General features: G+C 63.0%; 19 protein-coding genes. 12 read left to right on the forward strand and 7 right to left on the reverse strand.

Features of this window, described 5'->3' with window-relative positions; genetic code table 11:
• The first annotated feature begins 11 nt into the window (after positions 1-11).
• Genes AB9K34_RS06290 through AB9K34_RS06300 form a run of 3 tightly spaced genes read left to right on the forward strand, consistent with a single transcriptional unit; the run spans position 12 to position 3,344 of the window.
• A complete protein-coding gene (locus tag AB9K34_RS06290; protein ID WP_369953563.1) occupies positions 12-1,388 on the forward strand; it encodes an aspartate aminotransferase family protein in 1,377 nt (458 codons plus the stop codon).
• A 16-nt stretch (positions 1,389-1,404) separates the two neighbouring features.
• Positions 1,405-2,613 (forward strand): CaiB/BaiF CoA transferase family protein, encoded by a 1,209-nt coding sequence (locus tag AB9K34_RS06295; protein ID WP_369953564.1) that lies wholly within the window; start codon positions 1,405-1,407, stop codon positions 2,611-2,613.
• Positions 2,610-3,344 (forward strand): glutathione binding-like protein, encoded by a 735-nt coding sequence (locus AB9K34_RS06300; protein WP_369953565.1) that lies wholly within the window; start codon positions 2,610-2,612, stop codon positions 3,342-3,344. The genes AB9K34_RS06295 and AB9K34_RS06300 overlap by 4 nt, the downstream gene beginning before the upstream one ends.
• A gap of 35 nt (positions 3,345-3,379) precedes the next feature.
• Here AB9K34_RS06300 and AB9K34_RS06305 read toward each other — a convergent pair whose 3' ends face one another.
• The 4 genes from AB9K34_RS06305 to AB9K34_RS06320 form a co-directional block, all read right to left on the reverse strand.
• Positions 3,380-4,402: an extracellular solute-binding protein gene (locus AB9K34_RS06305; RefSeq protein ID WP_369953566.1), complete on the reverse strand. Its 1,023-nt coding sequence runs from the start codon at positions 4,400-4,402 to the stop codon at positions 3,380-3,382.
• 65 nt (positions 4,403-4,467) lie between these two features.
• Entirely contained in the window at positions 4,468-5,301 is an 834-nt protein-coding gene (locus AB9K34_RS06310) for an ABC transporter permease (protein WP_369953567.1), read from the reverse strand.
• Positions 5,294-6,229 (reverse strand): ABC transporter permease, encoded by a 936-nt coding sequence (locus AB9K34_RS06315; RefSeq protein ID WP_369953568.1) that lies wholly within the window; start codon positions 6,227-6,229, stop codon positions 5,294-5,296. Before AB9K34_RS06315 ends, AB9K34_RS06310 begins: the two co-directional genes overlap by 8 nt.
• Positions 6,230-6,233: 4 nt before the next feature.
• Positions 6,234-7,337 carry an ABC transporter ATP-binding protein gene (locus tag AB9K34_RS06320; RefSeq protein ID WP_369953570.1) on the reverse strand — a complete coding sequence of 368 codons (1,104 nt, stop codon included), beginning with the start codon at positions 7,335-7,337 and terminating at the stop codon, positions 6,234-6,236.
• Between the two features lie 321 nt (positions 7,338-7,658).
• On the opposite strand from AB9K34_RS06320, the gene edd reads away from it, so the two are divergent.
• The gene (edd, locus tag AB9K34_RS06325; RefSeq protein ID WP_369953571.1) at positions 7,659-9,467 is read left to right on the forward strand and encodes a phosphogluconate dehydratase; all 1,809 of its coding nucleotides are present in this window, start codon (positions 7,659-7,661) and stop codon (positions 9,465-9,467) included.
• Positions 9,468-9,470: 3 nt separating this feature from the next.
• Positions 9,471-10,118, forward strand: a complete 648-nt coding sequence (locus AB9K34_RS06330; protein ID WP_369953572.1) for a bifunctional 4-hydroxy-2-oxoglutarate aldolase/2-dehydro-3-deoxy-phosphogluconate aldolase — start codon at positions 9,471-9,473, stop codon at positions 10,116-10,118.
• Between the two features lie 19 nt (positions 10,119-10,137).
• On the opposite strand, the gene AB9K34_RS06335 is transcribed toward AB9K34_RS06330, so the two are convergent.
• A complete protein-coding gene (locus AB9K34_RS06335) occupies positions 10,138-10,794 on the reverse strand; it encodes a TetR/AcrR family transcriptional regulator (protein ID WP_369953573.1) in 657 nt (218 codons plus the stop codon).
• Positions 10,795-10,859: 65 nt separating this feature from the next.
• Here AB9K34_RS06335 and AB9K34_RS06340 point away from each other — a divergent pair, with 65 nt between their 5' ends.
• The 5 genes from AB9K34_RS06340 to AB9K34_RS06360 all read left to right on the forward strand — a co-directional run bounded on the left by AB9K34_RS06340 (position 10,860) and on the right by AB9K34_RS06360 (position 15,380).
• On the forward strand, positions 10,860-12,176 hold the full coding sequence (locus tag AB9K34_RS06340) for a flavin-containing monooxygenase (RefSeq protein WP_369953574.1): 1,317 nt from the start codon (positions 10,860-10,862) through the stop codon (positions 12,174-12,176).
• Positions 12,173-13,087 carry a bile acid:sodium symporter family protein gene (locus AB9K34_RS06345; protein WP_369953575.1) on the forward strand — a complete coding sequence of 305 codons (915 nt, stop codon included), beginning with the start codon at positions 12,173-12,175 and terminating at the stop codon, positions 13,085-13,087. The genes AB9K34_RS06340 and AB9K34_RS06345 overlap by 4 nt, the downstream gene beginning before the upstream one ends.
• On the forward strand, positions 13,072-14,013 hold the full coding sequence (locus AB9K34_RS06350) for an SDR family oxidoreductase (protein WP_369953576.1): 942 nt from the start codon (positions 13,072-13,074) through the stop codon (positions 14,011-14,013). The genes AB9K34_RS06345 and AB9K34_RS06350 overlap by 16 nt, the downstream gene beginning before the upstream one ends.
• Entirely contained in the window at positions 14,010-14,768 is a 759-nt protein-coding gene (locus tag AB9K34_RS06355; RefSeq protein WP_369953577.1) for an SDR family NAD(P)-dependent oxidoreductase, read from the forward strand. The genes AB9K34_RS06350 and AB9K34_RS06355 overlap by 4 nt, the downstream gene beginning before the upstream one ends.
• Positions 14,769-14,849: 81 nt before the next feature.
• On the forward strand, positions 14,850-15,380 hold the full coding sequence (locus AB9K34_RS06360) for a DUF2478 domain-containing protein (RefSeq protein ID WP_369953578.1): 531 nt from the start codon (positions 14,850-14,852) through the stop codon (positions 15,378-15,380).
• Between the two features lie 52 nt (positions 15,381-15,432).
• Here AB9K34_RS06360 and AB9K34_RS06365 read toward each other — a convergent pair whose 3' ends face one another.
• On the reverse strand, positions 15,433-15,906 hold the full coding sequence (locus tag AB9K34_RS06365) for a hypothetical protein (protein ID WP_369953579.1): 474 nt from the start codon (positions 15,904-15,906) through the stop codon (positions 15,433-15,435).
• A gap of 272 nt (positions 15,907-16,178) precedes the next feature.
• Here AB9K34_RS06365 and AB9K34_RS06370 point away from each other — a divergent pair, with 272 nt between their 5' ends.
• Positions 16,179-17,579 carry an amidase family protein gene (locus AB9K34_RS06370; protein WP_369953580.1) on the forward strand — a complete coding sequence of 467 codons (1,401 nt, stop codon included), beginning with the start codon at positions 16,179-16,181 and terminating at the stop codon, positions 17,577-17,579.
• A gap of 8 nt (positions 17,580-17,587) precedes the next feature.
• On the opposite strand, the gene AB9K34_RS06375 is transcribed toward AB9K34_RS06370, so the two are convergent.
• A complete protein-coding gene (locus AB9K34_RS06375) occupies positions 17,588-18,241 on the reverse strand; it encodes a GntR family transcriptional regulator (RefSeq protein ID WP_369953581.1) in 654 nt (217 codons plus the stop codon).
• A gap of 164 nt (positions 18,242-18,405) precedes the next feature.
• On the opposite strand from AB9K34_RS06375, the gene AB9K34_RS06380 reads away from it, so the two are divergent.
• Entirely contained in the window at positions 18,406-19,653 is a 1,248-nt protein-coding gene (locus AB9K34_RS06380; RefSeq protein WP_369953582.1) for a malonyl-CoA decarboxylase, read from the forward strand.
• Positions 19,654-19,659: the final 6 nt, after the last annotated feature.

The raw sequence follows: 19,659 nt of genomic DNA on the forward strand, positions 1-19,659 counted from the left end.
AAAGAAGTGCCATGACTTTTCAGCCCAACTCGCCCGAGGCCCGTGATGTGGCCTATCATCTGCACAGCTACACCAACGCCCGCGCCCATCAGGAAGACGGGCCGCTGATCATCGAACGTGGCGACGGTGCCTATGTGATCGACAACAGCGGCAATCGCTATCTCGAAGGCATGGCGGGGTTGTGGAGTGTCGGTGTCGGGTTCAACGAGCCGCGTCTTGCGGCGGCAGCAGCGCGGCAGATGGAGAAGCTGCCGTTCTATCACACGTTCGGCAGCCGCTCGCACGGGCCTGCGGTGGATCTGGCGGAAAAGCTGATTCAGCTTGCTCCGGTGCCGATGAGCAAGGTGTTCTACACCAATTCCGGATCCGAGGCCAATGACTCGGTGCTGAAACTGCTGTGGTATCGCTCAAACGCCATGGGGCAGCCGCAACGCAAGAAGATCATCAGCCGCCTGCGTGGGTATCACGGCGTGACCATCGCATCGGCGAGCATGACCGGCTTGCCGACGAACCACGAATCCTTTGACCTGCCCATTGCCAACGTGCTGCATACCGGCAGCCCGCATCACTATCGCGATGCGCGCGAGGGCGAGAGCGAAGTCGAATTTGCCACCCGCCTGGCGGCCGAACTCGAAGAGATGATTCTTGCCGAGGGGCCGGAAACGGTGATGGCCTTCATTGCCGAGCCGGTGATGGGGGCCGGCGGCGTCGTGGTGCCGCCTAAGACCTACTGGGCGCGGATCCAGGAGGTGCTGCGCAAATACGATATCCTGCTGGTCGCGGACGAGGTGATTTGCGGCTTTGGCCGCACCGGGAAAATGTTCGGTTCGCAGACCTTCGACATGAAACCCGATGTCCTGGTGATGTCCAAGCAGATCACGTCGAGCTATTTTCCGCTTTCGGCCTTCATGATCAACGACAAGGTGTTCGAACCGCTGGCCGACGAAAGCAACCGGATCGGCGTGCTGGGTCATGGTTTCACCGCGGCCGGTCATCCGACCGGGGCGGCGATCGCATTGGAGAATATCGCGATCATCGAGGAACGCGGGCTTGTCGCCAATGCCGCCGAGATGGGCGGCTACCTGCATGAGCGGCTGAGAGAAGTCGCCGATCATCCGCTCGTGGGCGAGGTGCGCGGCGTCGGTCTGCTCGCTGCGGTCGAACTTGTGCTCGACAAACAGACGCGGAGCGCGGCGGAGAAACCGGGGCAGCTTGGCAAACACGCGGCCGGGCGGCTCTTCGCGCATGGGGTGATTTCGCGGCCGATGGTCGATGCGCTTGCCTTCTGTCCGCCGATGATCGTCAACCGGGGCGACATCGACGGGTTCCTCTCCGCACTTGGCACGTCGCTTGACGAGACCGCCGACGCCTTTGGCATTTCGCGCTGACAGGGCAGGGCGCAACATGGCAGGACCGCTTGATGGCGTTCGCGTCGTCGACCTTACCACGATGATCTCGGGCCCCTTGGCCACCATGACCCTTGCGGATCAGGGGGCCGAGGTGATCAAGATCGAGCATCCCAGGGGGGGCGATCACAGTCGCCAGGTGGCCGACCGGCGCGGCGGTTTTGCCGCGTCGTTTCTGAACAACAACCGCAACAAGCGGTCCATCGCGCTGAACCTCAAGGACCCGCGCGGGATCGAGGCGGCGCTCAGGCTCTGTGAGGGCGCCGATGTGTTCATCCAGAACTTTCGCCCGGGCGTTGCCGAGCGGATCGGCCTTGGCGAGGCGGCGGTGCGCGCGGCGCGACCCGATATCGTCTATACCTCGATTGCCGGTTTCGGGTTCGAGGGCGACTGGGCGGGCAAACCGGTTTATGATCCGCTGATCCAGGCGCTGTCGGGATTGGCCAGCGTGCAGGGGGGCGGGGCCAGACCCAGGCTGGTGCGCACCATCGTGCCCGACAAGGTGACCGCGCTCCAGGCCAGCCAGGCGATCACCGCAGCGCTTTTTGCCCGCCAGCGCAGCGGGCAGGGCACGCATCTGCGGCTGTCGATGCTGGATACCATGATCGCCTTTCTGTGGAGTTCGGATATGGCGGGGCATACCTTTGTCGGTGACGAGGTGCCCGAGCAGGATGCCGAGGTCGCGCAGAATTACGTGGAACTGATCTATCAAACCGCCGATGGCTGGATGGCGGTGTCGGCGCATACCGACAGCACCTGGGCCGGGCTGTGCGCCGCTGTCGACCGACCCGACTGGCTGGCGGATCCGCGGTTCGCCACGGTCGCCGCGCGCGAGGTGAACAAGGCCGCGCGGCTGGACCTGACACAACAGGCGCTGATTACCGACAGCACCGGCAACTGGATGCAACGGCTGCCCGCGCATGACGTGCCCTGCGCGCCGGTTCTGACGCGCACGCAGATGTATGCGCACCCGCAGGTCGTCGCCAACGGCGCGATCATCGAAACCGATCATCCACAGGCCGGCCGGTTGCGTCAGGCCCGACCGCCCGCGCAATTCTCGGCAACGCCTCTGGATGTACCGCGCCCGGCGCGTCGCCTGGGCGAGGACACCCGTGCAGTGCTGAGCGATGCCGGTTACGATGACCGGGCCATTGACGCGATGATCGCCGCAGGCGTGGCCACCGAAGCACAGGACAGCGAAACATGATCGATCTTTACTATGCCCCGACGCCCAATGGCTGGAAGGCCGCGATCATGCTCGAAGAGTGCGGGATCGATTATCGCCCCAACCTGCTGCGCCTGTCCGACGGCGATCAGTTCTCGCCCGATTTTCTTGCCATCAGCCCGAATGCCAAGATACCGGCGATCCTCGATCACGATCCTGCGCCCGCGTGGGGGCGCGATCCGGTTCCGGTTTTCGAATCCGGTGCGATCCTGCTCTATCTCGCTGAAAAGACGGGCCGCTTTCAGCCTCCGGCCAGCGACCTGCGGGGCCGCAAGGAGATGATGGAATGGCTGTTCTGGCAGGTCGGCAATCAGGGGCCGATGGGCGGGCAACTCAGCCATTTCCGCAACTACGCGCCCGATGATCAGAAAGACTATGGGTTCAATCGGTATCTTGGCGAATATGACCGCAATCTCGGCGTGCTGGAAAACCGTCTGGCGGGGCGCGACTGGATACTCGACGACTATTCGATTGCCGACATGCTGATCTTTCCCTGGGCGTTTATCGCCAAGCCGCTGGGCGCGTCGCTGGACGACTTTCCCAATGTCGCCGGCTGGCGGGCGCGGATCAAGTCCCGCCCGGCAGTGCAGTGCGCCATCGACCTGAACAAGTCGGATCAGAACAGGGGACGACACCGGGTCGACAACAACTCGGTTCTGTTCAACCAGTCCGCAGCGTCCCTGCGGCCGCGCTCCGAAGAGAGCGGTTCCTGACACCGGGACCGCGCCTGGCGGTCCCGGTGGTTGCTTTACTTCTGAAGATCGGTCCAGATCCGGGTATAGATCGCCTGCACATCGGGCGGGCAGGTTTCGTTGAACACGCCGACGCTTCTCAGCTCTTCGGGAATGACAATCTCCGGCGCGGTCCTCATGTCCTCGGGCATGAATTCCTCGGACCCCGCGATACCATTGGCATAGCGGGCGAACTCGGAAATCAACGCGGCGTTTTCCGGCTCCATGATGAAATTCTGAAACGCCTTGGCTTCATCGACATTCTGCGCGTCCTTGAGCACCGCGACCACATCCATCCAGACCGGATAGCCTTCCTTGGGATAGCCATAGGCGATGTTGTCGTTCTGCAGGCGCATGCGGAAACTTGATCCGTTCCAGTTCACCCCGGCCCAAAGGTCTTCCTTGGCGAATTTCTCGATATTGCCGTAATCCATGCCGAGCCAGGATTTCTTGGCCTCGACCAGAGTATCGCGTACCTTCTTGAGCACGTCCTTGTCGCCGGTACAGGGCTCGCCGCCGTGATAGAGGATGGCCAGCGACATCACATCGCCCATTTCAGGCACCACGTTGATCTTGCCCGCAAGCTCTTCCGGAGGATCGAGGAATATGGCCGAGGTGTTGATATCGCCGTCGTAATACTTGGTGTTCACCACGACGCCGGTGGTCCCCCATTGCCACGGCACGGTATAACGGCGGCCCGGATCCCATTTCACGTCGACCCAGGCCGGGTCCATGTTCTTGAAATTCTCCATCTGGTCCGGGCGGCTTTCGAGCAACAGCCCTTCGTTGATCCAGATCGGCACATAGGTGTGTGTGGGCACGACGATATCAAAGCCATGACCTCCGGCCTTGACCTTGGCCAGCGCCGTGTCGTTGCTGTCGAAATCGGTGACCGTGACCTTGATCCCGGTCTCGGCCTCGAATTTCTCGATCAGCTTGGGGTTGGTGTAATTGCCCCAGTTGTAGATGTTCAGTTCCTGTGCGGCGGCACCGGTCGCCAGAAGCGCAAGCGCCGATGCGGCGGATAGCAGATATTTCATCAGGTATACTCCTAGTTGGTGTTCGGGTTCCCGCTCCCGGTTCGTCACGACCGGGTTGGCGCTGGTCAGCGTTTTCTCATGGTGAGCATGAAGAACAAGCTGACCAGGATTGCGCCCGCGACGAGGATCGCGGTCGAAATGGCGTTGATTTCGGGTGTCACGACGCGCCTGAGCTGGCCGAGCATATAGGTTGGCAAGGTGTCCTGACCGGCGGATTTCACGAACTCGGTGATCACCACGTCGTCCAGCGAGATCACGAAGGCCAGCATCAGCCCCGCCACGATGCCCGGCCACATCAGCGGCAGCGTCACGCGGCGAAAGACCTGCCAGCGCGAGGCATAGAGATCTGCGGCGGCGGCTTCGAGAGAGGTATCCATGGTTTCGAGCCGCGCGCGGATCGGCAAATAGGCGAAGGGCACGCAAAACGCGGTATGTGCGACGATCAGGTAGATCATGCTGGTATGCCCGGTCCAGACCTTGACCGCCGCAAAGACGATCAGCAGGGCGACGGCGGTCACGATCTCGGGCACCATCAGGGGCTGGTTGACCAGCGCATAGATCATGGTGCGACCGGGAAACCGTCGGGTGCGGGTCGTGGCGAGCGCGGCCATGGTGGCCGCGACGGTGCCGATCGACGCCGCCACGGTCGCGAGATAGAGCGAGCGCAGGGCGGCGTCCTGTACCTGTTCATTGGCAATCGCGCGCTGGTACCAGCGCAACGAGAAGCCTTCCCAGATCGCCAGCGAGGTGCCGGCGTTGAAGGAATAGGTCACGAGGATCATGATCGGCGCATAGAGCACCACGAAAGTGAACAGCGCCACGATGGCAAAGCCGGGCAGGGTGCGCACGGAATAGCCGCGTGCTTTCGATGTCGGGGCGTCGCGTGTCGGATCAGTCATCGGCCTGCTCCCGCGAAGTGACGCGCACATACCAGATCAGCGAAACCATCACCGCCGCCATCAGCATAAGCGACAGCGCAGCGCCCAGGGGCCAGTTGCGGCCGGCGCCGAATTGCAGTTCGATCAGGTTTCCGAACATCAGGTTCTTGCCGCCGCCCAGCACGCGCGGCGTGACATAGGCGCCCAGCGACGGAATGAACACGAGGATCGACCCGGCGATGATTCCGGGCTTGATGAGCGGCAGGATGACCCGGCGAAACGCCGTCCAGCGCCCGGCATAGAGATCATGCGCCGCTTCGACCAGCCTAAAATCCAGCTTGTCCACCGCCGCATAGACCGGCAGCACCATCAACGGCAGGTAGACATAGGTCATGCCGAAGGCGATGGCGAAATTGGTGAACATGAGCTGGATCGGCGTGTCGATGACACCGATTAAAATGAGGATGTTGTTGAACACGCCTTCGGCGCGCAGCAGTTCCTGAATCGCGATGGTGCGCACCAGCAGGTTGGTCCAGAACGGCACCGTGATCAGGAACAGCCAGAATTCCCGTCGGCCAGGCGGTTGCGTGGCAATGAACCACGCGGTCGGAACGCCAAAGATCAGGGTCGTCACCGTGGTGATCAGCGATAGCGACAGGCTGCGCCAGAAGATCGAAAGATGCGCGTCGGCCCACATCAGCGTGTCGTCGAAAATGTCGCGCTGAAGAAAGATGCCGACCCAGCCGTCGGTCGAGAACTCCCACTTGACGTTGCCATAGTCGCCGGGCGCGAGAAAGGAATAGACCACCATCACCAGCAGCGGCCCGGTTGCCGCGCAGACGATGATAACAAGCGCAGGCAGCGACAACAGCCAGCGGCGGCGGGTGTCCTGGCGCGCGGCTTCGGCTTCGAGGTCGCCGGGGGCAAAAGGCGGGCTGGTGTCGGTCACGGCCTCAATCCCTCAGAACGGTGATGGCACCGGGCGCAAAGCTCATGGCGACGGTGCCGCCCAGACCGGGCAGCGCGTCATCGCTTCCGGGTGCATTCGCCATGCGCACCTTGACCAGTTCGCCGGTTTCCAGGCGCAGGTGAACCGCTGTCGCGTCCCCCGAATAGACGATGTTCTCGATCACCGCGGCTATTTCATTGCCGGAGGGTTGGCCCGCGCGCAAACTGGCGTGCTCGGGACGGATCAGAACGCTGACTGCGCCATCGGCGACGCCATGTGGAACCGTCACATCGAACCGTCCGCCCGCGCGCAGCGTCACGGTATTGCCCGTCAGTTCGGCGTCCAGAAAATTCGACTCACCGATGAAATTGGCCACGAAGCGCTCGGCGGGGCGTTCATATATATCCCGGGGCGACCCGATCTGGAGAATCTTGCCCGCGCTCATCACCGCGATGCGGTCGGACATGGTCAGCGCCTCTTCCTGATCGTGGGTGACGAAGATGAAGGTGATCCCTGTTTCGTGTTGCAACCGTTTGAGTTCGATCTGCATTTCCTTGCGCAGCTTGAGATCGAGCGCGGATAGCGGTTCGTCGAGAAGCAGCACTTCGGGATGCGGGGCGAGGGCGCGGGCGAGCGCGACGCGCTGTTGCTGCCCGCCCGAAATTTCCGAGGTGCGGCGGTTCTTGAGCGGCTCCATCTGCACCAGCCTGAGCATCCGGTCCACCGTTTCGGCAATCTCGGATTTGGGCTTGCCCAGCATCTCGAGCCCGAACGCGATGTTGCCTGCGACGCTCATATGCGGAAACAGCGCATAGTTCTGGAACACCGTGTTGATCGGGCGCTGGTTCGGGGGCAGGCGCGAGATGTCCCGCCCGCCCAGTTGCAGCGTTCCCATCGTCGGCGGCTCGAACCCGGCAATCAGCCGCAGCAGCGTGGTCTTGCCGCAACCGGACGGACCCAGCAGCGTGAAGAATTCATTTCGGCGAATCGACACGGAGACGTCATCAAGCGCGCGCACCTCCTGCTCTCCGCCAAAAATCTTCGAGACGCGGTTGACCTCAACCGCAGAGATATCAGACGCAATGTCCGGATGTGTCAGTTGATCCATGTTCCCCGTTGGTCTTGTGCGGACCCGGAGACCTGCTCCGGCCCTGTTTTCTTTCAGCCTATATCAAAGTCCGAGCGATGCAATAGATCCGGCTTGCGACCGGGCGAGGCCAGGATGGGCCTGCCCGGAAACTGACCAATGGGAAATGATGTCCGGGGTTTGGGCTTGCCGGGGCTGCCTGGAAGTGTTAGCGCTACCATAGACCTTTGCTTCACCAGTTGCGCGACAGGTTCCGGTGAATTCGAGCGGTGCCTTGCAAGCGCCGCCGATCGCATGTGCGGGGATCGAAACGCGACCAGACTTGAAAGAGAAAGCGCTCTCATGGTTTTACATTCCAAAATCGCGGAAGTCACGGACCGGATCGTCGCGCGCAGCAACGAGACGCGGGGCCGGTATCTGGATCGCATGCGCAGCGCCGCCGACAAGGGCCCGGCCCGCGCGCACCTGTCATGCAGCGGTCAGGCACATGCTTTTGCCGGCGCCGGGCCTGATCAGCAGGCGCTGGCCACCGGAACCGGCGGCAACCTTGGGATTGTTACCGCCTATAACGACATGCTGTCGGCCCATCAGCCGTTCGAGCGCTATCCCGAGCTGATCCGTGCGGCGGCGCGCAAGGTCGGCGGAACCGCGCAGGTTGCGGGCGGGGTTCCGGCAATGTGCGATGGTGTCACGCAGGGTGAGGTGGGCATGGAGCTCAGCCTGTTTTCCCGCGACGTGATCGCGCTCGCGGCCGGGGTCGCGATGAGCCACAACACCTATGACGCGGCGGTCTTCCTGGGTGTCTGCGACAAGATCGTTCCCGGGCTGGTGATCGCGGCGCAGGCGTTTGGCCACATCCCCATCGTGTTCCTGCCGGCGGGGCCGATGACCTCGGGGCTGCCCAACGATGAAAAGGCCAGGGTGCGCCAGAAATTTGCCGCCGGCGAGGTGGGGCGCGATGCGCTGATGGCGGCAGAGATGGCGGCGTATCACGGGCCGGGCACCTGCACCTTTTACGGCACCGCCAACACCAACCAGATGTTGATGGAATTCATGGGCCTGCACCTGCCGGGGTCGAGCTTTGTCAATCCGAATACGGAATTGCGCGACGCGCTGACCGTTGCGGGGGCACAGCGCGCCCTGTCGCTCAGCGCGCTGGGCAACAATTACACGCCGGTGTTTGATATCCTGACCGAACGCGCATTCGTGAACGGGATCGTCGGACTGCACGCCACCGGTGGATCGACCAATCTGCTCATTCATCTGGTGGCGATGGCGCGTGCCGGGGGGATCATTCTGGATTGGGAAGATTTTTCGGATCTCTCCGAGGTCGTGCCGCTGATGGCGCGCGTCTATCCGAACGGCCTGGCGGATGTGAACCATTTTCATGCGGCGGGCGGCCTTGGCTACATGATCGGAGATCTGCTCGACTCGGGTCTTCTGCATCCGGACACCCGCACGGTCGCCGGCGACGGGCTGGCGCATTATACCGAGGAACCGCGGTTGAAGGACGGCCTCCTGACTTGGGAACAGGGCAGCGGCACCTCGCTGAATGACAAGATACTGCGCCCCGTATCCGATCCGTTCCAGGCCAATGGCGGGTTGAAACGGCTGGCCGGCAATCTGGGGACGGCGGTGATGAAAATCTCTGCGGTTGCGCCGGAACATCGCACGGTCGAGGCACCGGTGCGGGTGTTTCACGATCAGGATGCGGTCAAGGCGGCGTTCAAGGCCGGTGAGTTCATGGAGGACACGATCGTTGTCGTGCGCTTCCAGGGGCCGAAGGCCAACGGCATGCCCGAATTGCACAGCCTGACCCCGTTGCTCTCCATCCTTCAGGGCAAGGGTATCCGGGTCGCGCTTGTGACGGACGGGCGCATGTCGGGTGCGTCGGGCAAGGTTCCGGCGGCGATCCATGTCAGCCCCGAGGCGCTGGACGGGGGCTCGATTGCACGGTTGCAGGATGGTGATATCCTGCGCGTCGACGCCGAGAGCGGGGCGCTTGAAATCCTGACCGAGGGTGTTCTTGACCGGCCCGCCGCGCAAGCGGATCTTTCCGCGAACGAGGCGGGTCTGGGGCGCGAACTTTTTGCCAATTTCCGCCGTGCCGTCTGTTCCGCAGACAGCGGCGCAACCATTTTCGGAGTATGAGCCATGACTCTCTCACCCCGGGACGCGAGCCGGCGTACCCGCGAAATCTGTGCCCGCGCGCCCATCGTTCCTGTGATTGTCGTTCACGATGTCGCCCACGCCCGCCCGCTTGCCGAGGCGCTGGTGGCGGGCGGCCTTCCCGCGCTTGAGGTCACGCTGCGCACGCCCGTCGCGCTTGAAGCAATCCGGATCATGTCCGAGGTTCCCGGAGGCATTGTCGGTGCGGGAACCCTCGTTACGCCGCAGGACGTGCGCGCCGCGTGCGAAGCAGGGGCGCGGTTCGGCGTCTCTCCGGGCGCGACGCCGACCCTGCTCGATGCCTGCGAGGCCGAGGATCTGCCGACGCTGCCGGGCGCGGCAACCGCGACCGAGGCGATGATGCTGCTTGAGCGCGGGTATGACATGCTCAAGTTCTTTCCCGCCGAAGCCTCTGGCGGTGCGCCTGCGCTCAAGGGCATCGGTGCGCCATTGCCGCAGATCACCTTCTGTCCGACCGGCGGTGTCAGCCCCGGCAATGCCGCAAGCTATCTGGCGCTGTCCAACGTGCTCTGCGCGGGGGGCAGCTGGGTCGCACCCGCCGATCTGATGAAAGCGGGTGACTGGGCCGGTATCGAAGCGCTTGCACGCGAGGCGAGCCAGCTGTCGGCCTGAACCGGTCCAGGCCCGACTCTCAGCAATGTTGCAGGATCGCCCGGATGCCGGCCGCGCAAAAACGCACCAGTTCGTCCTGATGATCCGCTCCGATTGTACCGGTCGCGCCCAGCGTCTCGATGCGCCACGACGAGGTGAGCAGCGCCAGCATCGCGGACACGGAATAGACAAATCCCGATGCAATCGCCGGGCGCCGCGCGTCGGGAAACAGGCTGGCGAACTCGTCGATGAACCGGTTGGCCGTGGGGTCGAAACACTCCGCAGCAAGATCGCGCCATCGCGAATCCGCCGACGCGATCGCCACGAGTCGTGCATAGGCCAGCCATTGCACGTCACCGCTTGCCGCGCGGTCCAGATATGGCCCGACAAAGCATCCGAGCAGGTCTTCCACCGTCATCGGCCCGGCGGATTTGCGGGCGGTCAGCCGGTCGATACGTTCGGTTGACAGATCATCGGCGCGCCGTTTGACCGTCTGGCAAAACAGCTCTGCCTTGCCACCCCCGTGGTGATGAACCAGCCCCACCTGGGTTCCTGCCAGAGCCGCAATGTCGCGTAGGGTTGCGGCATCGAATCCCTTGTCCGCAAACACGGTTTCCGCCGCATCAAAGATGCGTTCGCGGGTTCGAATGGCCCGTTCGGACGGGGCACGTTGACGTCGGGTTTCTGAAATCGCCATAAAATCAGCTTGCCTTAGATTGAACGGTTGTTCAAGTTAATGGGGTGACGTCGGCGAGGGAACGGATGAAAGATACGCGTGAACAGTTTGCCCTGATTGGCGCAGGGCCAATGGGGCTGGCCGCGGCCAAGACCCTGCACGAGCAGGGCATCGCCTTTCAGGGGTTCGAGCTGCATTCGGATGTGGGCGGGCTCTGGGACATAGATAACCCGAAATCCACCATGTACGAGAGCGCGCATCTGATCTCATCGAGGCGGATGACCGAGTTCACCGACTTTCCGATGCGCGACGAGGTGGCGGAATACCCGTCCCATCGCGAGATGAAGCGGTATTTCGGCGACTTTGCCGGTCACTTCGACCTGCGACGACACTTCAGGTTCGGTAGCGAAGTGCTGCGCACCGAACCTCTGGGCGAAACCGGAGAGGGGTGGCGCGTGGTCTGGCGCGATGACACCGGCGAGCATGAGGCGATCTATGCCGGCGTGCTGATCGCCAACGGCACGCTCTCCGAGCCGAACCGGCCGTGTTTTGCGGGCACGTTTGACGGGGAACTGATCCATGCCGCCGAGTACCGGAGTGCTGCGCAGTTCGATGGCAAACGGGTGCTGGTGGTCGGGGCCGGCAATTCCGGCTGTGACATAGCGGTGGATGCGATCCATCATGGGATCAGCTGCGACCTGTCGATGCGCAGGGGCTATCATTTCGTGCCGAAATACGTGTTTGGCAAACCCGCCGACACGGTGGGCGGCGGCATCAGGCTGCCAAAATGGCTCAAGCGCAAGGTCGATGCGCTGATCCTTGGCTGGTTCGTCGGCAACCCGCAGAAATACGGGTTCCCCAAACCGGACCACAAGCTGTATGAAAGCCATCCGATCGTGAATTCGCTGGTTCTGTACCATGCGGGTCACGGCGATCTGCGCGTCCGTCCGGATATCGACAGGCTCGACGGGCATACGGTCCACTTCCGCGATGGCAGCCGGGCCGATTATGACATGATCCTCGCGGCGACGGGTTACCGGCTGCATTACCCGTTCATCGACGACGCGCTGCTGAACTGGCAGGGCGATGCGCCGCACCTCTATCTCAATGCCATGCACCCGACGCGTGACGATCTGTTCGTGCTGGGCATGATCGAGGCGACAGGTCTTGGCTGGCAGGGGCGGCATGAACAGGCCGAACTGGTTGCCCGCTACATTGCCGGCCTGCGTCTTGCGCGCAACGAAGCCCGGCTGCTGCAGGCGGAAAAGGCCGATAGCTATACCCGCGTGACCGGTGGCATGTCCTATCTGAACGTGGCGCGGATGGCCTATTACGTTGACAAGACGACCTATCGGGCTGCGGTCAACGCCTGGATCACGGCGCTGGGCGGGAAGGGGGCATGACAGGTATCGACGACATCGTCCTGAATTTCAGCCCCGGTTCCCTGACGGTGCTGAACGCGGTGCTGGCGATCGTGATGTTCTCGGTCGCGATCGACCTTCGCCCGTCCGATTTTCATCGACTCATGCAGGCACCCAAGCCGTTGATCACCGGGCTGATCTCGCAATTCGTCGTCCTGCCGGCGCTGACCTATTGCCTTGTGCTGCTGACGCAACCGCGCCCCTCCATCGCGCTTGGCCTGATCCTCATTGCGGCGTGTCCGGGGGGCAATATCTCGAATTTCATCACCCACAGGGCCGGTGGCAATGCGGCGTTGTCCGTGTCGCTGACGGCGTTTGCCACGGTTGCGACCGTATTCGTGACGCCCTTCAACATTGCATTCTGGGGCAGCCTCTATGCGCCGACCCGCGAGATACTGCAGCGCACCGAGATCGATCCGCTCAGCGTGGCGATCACCGTCGGTTTCATGCTGATCCTGCCGCTGGTGCTTGGCGTTACGCTGAACAGCCGACGTCCGGATATCGCGGCACGGATCCGGCCGATGCTGCAATGGATCTCGTTCGGCATTTTCATCGCCTTCGTCCTGCTGGCGCTTGCGGCGAACTGGACGTTTTTTCTGCAATACGCCGGAGCGGTCGCGGTCCTGGTCATCCTGCACAACGCGATTGCGCTGGCGGCGGGCTATGGCTGCGCGACACTCGCGGGGGTTTCCTCCTTTGACCGGAGGGCCATCACGATCGAAACGGGTATCCAGAACTCCGGGCTCGGGCTGGTGTTGATCTTCGGATTTTTCGGCGGGCTTGGCGGCATGGCCGTGGTGGCGGCGTTCTGGGGCATATGGCACGCAATTTCAGGGCTGGCGCTCGCCGCGCTGCTCGGTCGGACGGAGGCCGCCCGATGCCCCGCATCCTGATCACCGGCGCCTCCGGCATGATCGGGCGGGCGCTGCTGCGGGCGCTGGCCACGCGGCAAACGCATGAAATCGTCGCGACCGATCTGGCGCCGGCACCCGACCTGCCGGCGACGATCCCGTTCGAGCGTCTGGACGTGACAGGCCCGGATGCGGCGGCTGTTGTCGCGCGGCACCGACCGGATGTGATCGTGCACCTGGCCTCGATCGTGACGCCCGCCAGGGGGATGCCCCGTGACACGGCCTATGCGGTCGATGTCACGGGAAGCCGCAACGTGTTGCAGGCGGCGCTCGAACACGGGGTGCGGCGGCTGGTGGTGACGTCGTCGGGTGCCGCATATGGCTATCATGCGGACAACCCCGTGCCTTTGCGCGAGAGTGATCCATTGCGCGGCAATACCGCCTTTCCCTATGCCTATCACAAGCGGCTGGTCGAGGAGATGCTTGCGCAGGCCCGCTCCAATGCGCCGGGCCTCGAACAGGTGGTACTGCGTGTCGGAACGGTGCTTGGCGCGGGCACCGACAACCAGATTACCGCGCTGTTTCGCAAACCCCGCCTGCTCGCCATCAGAGGCAGCGACAGCCCCTTCGTCTTTATCTGGACCGAGGATCTGGCGCGTATCCTGGAACGTGCGGCGACCGATGGTCCGGCGGGCGTCTTTAACGTGGCCGGGGACGGGGTGATGGGGATCTCCGATCTGGCAGAGGTGCTCGGCAAGCCTGTGCTCTGCCTGCCGGCGGTGGCTCTGCGCGCGGTATTGGCCATCGCCCACCCGCTGGGGCTGAGCGGTTATGGCCCCGAGCAGGTGCGCTTTCTGCAATATCGCCCGGTGCTGGCCAATACCGCGCTGAAGGCCGATTTCGGATATATCCCGCAAAAGAGCAGTCGCGAGGTTTTCGATCTCTGGAAACAGGCGGCCGGACTATGAAGACAGCCGTCATTTCCGGTGGCGCAGGCGGTCTGGGCCGAGCGTTGGCAGACCGGTTGCAGGCGCGCGGATACCGGACCTTCCTGCTCGATCTCGATGTGGGCGATCTGGTCGAAACCGAGCGCCAGGTGCCGGTTGCCTGCGACCTGACGGATCGTGATCAGCTTGCCGCCGCCGCTGACCGGATACGGCAGCGGCATCCATGTATCGACCTCGTGATCTACAGCGCGGGAATTACCCAGATCGGCGCCTTTGCCGACCTTCGGGACGCGACGCATCGCAAGGTGTTCGAGGTCAACTACTTTTCGGCAACGGCTCTTGCCGGGGCATTGCTTCAGGCGGTGCGGGCAGCCGGGGGAACCCATCTGGCCATCTCGTCAGTTGCCGGATTCGCGCCGCTGTTTCATCGCACGGCCTACGCCGCGTCCAAGCACGCGCTTGAAGGTTTCTTCAAATCGCTGCGCTCGGAAGAGGCGCTGCACGGGGTGCGATGCCAGATCGCCGCGCCCTCGTTTGTCGCGACGAATATCGGCAATCCGCAGCTTTGCGCCGATGGCACATCGCGGCCCGGCGCGGCGGCGGATGGGCTCGATCTCATGAGCGCCGATCAGGCGGCGGATGTCATCCTGCGCGGACTGGACAGCGGTGCGCCGCTTATCCCGGTGGGACGCATTGCGCGGCTCTCGTGGTGGCTCAACAGCCTGTCGCCGGGTTTCTTCCAGCGTCTTATGGAGCGCAATATTCGCGACCTCTGACTCCTTCCGTGCAAAACCGCTCTTGCTCGTGCCCGCGATTTCCGGCACCACATCGGGTGGACGGAACGGGGGAGCTTTCCGATGACATTGGCCTATATCAGAACCATGGCGCGCGGGCAGACCGACATCCTGCTTTCGGATTTCGCGGATCGTCTGATCGCTCGCGGGGTGCGCGTCGGCGGTGTCGTACAATCCAACACCACCTGTTCGGACAGCCACCTTTGCGACATGGATGTGCGCGTGATGCCGGATGGACCGGTGTTCCGGATTTCGCAATCCCTTGGCGCGGGGGCGCGCGGATGCCGGTTGAACCCCGATGCGCTGGAGCAGGCGGTGGGCCATGTGGCACAATCGCTGGACGCGGCGTCGGGGCGGCTGCCGCAGGTGTTGATCGTCAACAAATTCGGCAAGCACGAAGCGGACGGGCGCGGGTTCCGGCCATTGATCGCCGAGGCGATGCTCGCGGGTATTCCCGTGCTGACCGCAGTGAACCCGACCAACCATGCGCAATTCCGCGACTTTGCCCAGGGACTGGAGCTATGCCTGCCAGGGACCATGACGGCGCTGCTGGACTGGGCCGCCGAGGTCGTTCCGGCCGAACAGATCGCGTAGCTGCCCTGCCTTTGATGGCGATGCCGGGTTTGCGTGGAGTGGTCGTTTTGCGTCAGCGGACCAGCGTCGGAATCACTGCGATCAGGGCATAGGTCTCACCCGACACGACCTTGTCGCGCAGGGCGAGGATCACGCGGTTGGCGGTTGTCTCAAGCACGACGGCCTGCACGACATGGGCAGTGTCAGACATCAGCGTGACGCTATGGGTGCGCCGCGCCCGCACCGTGGCCCGCCCGACTTCGACATGGGCCTGCAACTGCACGATCGCTTCTTCCCCCACGAGCCTTATCTTTGCACAGCTTTCCTGCTTCACGTCGGGAAACCTGTACTCGTCGCCGGTAATGAGATCGCTTGCCCTGCTCAGGGTTTGACGGCGACAGACGCCGTCGATCACGTCGATATCTTCGAGAAACACACAAAGACAGGATTCTTTGCCGCCGTCGGGCCATGCGGGAACATTGGCGATGGGGAGTTCGGCGGCCATCTCGCCGGGTGCGAAAAAAGCGTACTCTTTATTGGATACCATGACCTGCAAACCCCGATTGCATTTGTTAAAAAAGTGTTAACTTAACTTCTCAAAGTTGGAATATAAAATTGGCCAGAATGTGACGATGTTGGCGATCCGTTGCAAAAAATCGTCGTTTGCAGCTGTTTCTATGGGGTTTTTTCTCCCATGGGATGTGTCCAACTGACGCGGCACACGCTCTGCGGTTTGCGCGTTGCGTCGGCATCCGCAGACGGGCCATTGCCAAAAGGGCACCTTCTCCGGCACGCTCCGCACAAAACGATGAGGTGGACATGACACAGATCTGGGCGTGGACAGCATCCGAAATTGCGCGGGCGATTCGCGATAAACAGATTTCCGCAACCGAGGTTGCACAGGCGCATCTGGCGCGGGCCGACTCCGTGAATCCGCACATCAACGCGGTGGTCGACAGCTTTCACGATGAAACGCTCGACGCGGCGCGGCAGATCGATGCGCAGATCGCCCGGGGCGAGGATCCGGGGCCGATGGGCGGTGTGCCGGTGACGATCAAGGTCAATGTCGACCAGCGCGGCCATGCGACGACCAACGGGCTGAAGTTGCAGAAGGGGCTGATCGCCAATGAAGACAATCCCGTGGTGTCAAACCTGCGCAAGGCGGGCGCGGTGATCGTCGGACGCACCAACACACCGGCCTTTTCGCTGCGCTGGTTCACGCGGAACGATCTGCATGGCCAGACCCTGAACCCGCGCGACCCATCGGTCACCCCCGGCGGGTCATCCGGCGGCGCCGGCGCGGCGGTGGCCGCGGGGTTGTGCGCGATCGGGCATGGTACCGACATCGCGGGCTCGGTTCGCTATCCCGCCTATGCGTGCGGTGTGCACGGGCTGCGGCCGAGTCTCGGACGGGTGCCGGCGCATAATACGACGGGCGGGGATCGCTTCATCGGGGCGCAGATCATGGCGGTGTCCGGGCCGCTGGCGCGCAGTATCGCGGATATCGGTCTGTCGCTGGAGGCCATGGCGCAACGCGACCCGCGCGATCCGTGGCAGACAGTCGCCCCGCTGGCACAGGGCGCGTTCGACAAGCGCGTCGCACTGAGCGTGGCGCCCGATGGCATGGCGGTCGACGACGCGGTGAGCGCCGCCCTGCTGGATGCGGCGGATCGGCTGAGGGCCGAGGGCTGGACAGTTGACGAGGTCGCGTGTCCGCCGATGCGCGATGCCGCCCGGATCAATGCTATCCTGTGGATGGCCGAGCACCAGTTCGCGGCCGACGATCTCGTTGCCAGGGAAGGCGATGCGGATGCGGTGTTCGTGACGCGACAGATGCGCGCCGACGCGGGGGAGCCCGATCTGGAGCGGGTGATGACGGCCCTGCAAAGCCGCGCCGGACTGATCCGTGCATGGGAGACATTTCTGGCGCGCTATCCGGTCCTGCTCTGCCCGGTTTCGGGTGAACTGCCGTTCGAACAGCAAAGCGACGTCCGCTCGGAGGCCGATTTCAGACGCATCTTCGAGGCGCAACTCACACAGCGGGCGTTGCCGACCCTGGGCCTGCCCGGCTTGTCGGTGGCGACCGGACAGGTTGGCACTCTTCCGGTTGGCGTTCAATTGATCGCCGGGCGCTTTCGAGAGGATATCCTGCTCGCGGCAGGGGCGGCGATCGAAAAGGGCGGACCACCTGTGCACGTCGCCGAACCGGGGCCAAGATAGCCGAGGGCTCAACCGGTCTGTTTCAGGCTCGACATGAGGTGTCGGAACTTTTCCCCCTGAACGGCAACATGGGCGCGCATCCGGTCTGCGGCGGCGGCTGGATCGCCGATCCTGAGCGCGTCGAGGATGGTTTCATGCTCGGCCATCGAGTGTGCCATGCGTCCCCGCAGGTGCAGTTGAATGCGGCGATACGGTTTGAGTCGATGCTGAAGCCGCAGAGCCTCGTTTGCCAGAAAGGCATTCCCCGTCTGCCGATATATGGCCTGATGAAACCGTTCGTTTTCATGGTAGTAGCCATCGGTATCGTCGGCACGCAACGCGCGTTGGCACTCCTGATTGATCTTTTCCAGTTCTGCGAGGGCGTCGTCGCAGATTCGCATCGCGGCGAGCCGTGCGCAAACCGCTTCGATCTCGGCCATGGTTTCGAACATTTCCATCAACTCGACGGGGCCGGGCTGTGCAACAAAGACCCCGCGCCGCGGCATTTGCACCGCCAGCCCGGACGCGACCAGACGTTGCAGAGCCTCGCGAACCGGGGTTCGGGACACGCCGAACTGTTGTGACAGACGAATTTCGTCAAGCCTGTCGCCATCGTCGAAGGCACCGGTGAATATCAGCTTTTCCAGTTCGTCAGCGATCAGATCAGCGCGTCGAATGTCCATCACAAACTCTCCTTGCCATATATTGTATCCCGTTCTTCAATTATTGTATACAAAAAGCTTGACTTTGAATCCTGAAATCCGGAGGTTGCAGCGCGTGGTCAAGGGCGCTCCCCGATTCAGGAACGGGCACATCCTTGGCCAGGTGTCTTGATGGGAGCGTGGGGATGAGCCTGTTATCGGACCTGATGAACACGGTATTCGCGCGGCGCTACAGCCGGGCGACCGAGCCGGATCGGAGCGGGCGCAGCATGCAAGAGCTGTGCGATGCGTTGCTGGGCAGTTCCGGCGAGGTGTCGGGCATGATCCTGGCGCGTCATATCCTGGATCGTTATGCAGAGATGGACGACGCGGATAAGCGCGCGTTCTTCGGCTTTCTGACGACACGGCTCGGTATCGACGCGCAAGCGGTGCGTGACGCGCTCGCCGCTTATGAGGCCGCTCCCACGAAATCGACCTATCGTGCATTTCTCACGGCATCCGAGGCCCGGCGTCAGGAGCTTGCCCGACGGCTCAACCAGGTGCCAGGAGCCACGGGCAGGCTCGTCGAAATGCGCAAGGACCTGCTGCGCCTGATGCGGGATGCGCCCGAGTTCGGCACGGTCGATCTCGACTTTCGCCATCTCTTCTCGTCCTGGTTCAACCGGGGTTTTCTCGTGTTGCGTCCGATCAACTGGGAAAGCCCGGCGGAGATCCTCGAAAAGATCATCGCCTATGAAGCGGTTCACGAGATCGGCAGTTGGCAGGAACTGCGCCGAAGGGTCCAGCCTGCGGATCGCCGCTGTTTCGCGTTCTTTCATCCCACCATGCCCAGCGAACCGCTGATCTTTGTCGAGGTGGCGCTGACCCGCGGCATTGCGTCTTCGGTTCAGACACTTCTCAGCGACAAGCGTGAAACCATCCGCGCCGAAGAAGCGGATACGGCGGTGTTCTATTCCATCTCGAACTGTCAGGACGGGCTTGCCGGGATTTCATTCGGCAATTCGCTGATCAAGCAGGTGGTGGCGGACCTGTCGCGTGAATTGCCCGGGCTTCGGACCTTTGTGACCCTCTCGCCGATTCCGGGTCTGACCCGTTGGGCGCAGGAAGAGGAGGGCGATCTGCGCGACGACACACCCGAACGGCAAAGGCAGCGCGCGGCGTATTACCTGTTGCATGCCAAACGTGACGATGGTGCGCCGTATGATCCGGTGGCGCGATTCCATCTTGGAAACGGGGCGCTGGTCCACGCGGTCCATGCGGGGGCGGATATGTCGGAGAACGGGCTGTCCCAGTCCGGCGGGGCGATGGTCAACTATCTCTATGACCTGTCCTTGATTACCCAGAACCATGAGCGCTATGCCAGCAAACAGACCATTGCCGCGTCGCCCGAGGTGACCGCCCTGGCGCAGGCAGCCCGGAAACCGAGTTCGTGAGGACAT

Origin of the sequence: Sedimentitalea sp. XS_ASV28 (genome assembly GCF_041224545.1) — a bacterium.
GTDB lineage: Bacteria > Pseudomonadota > Alphaproteobacteria > Rhodobacterales > Rhodobacteraceae > Sedimentitalea.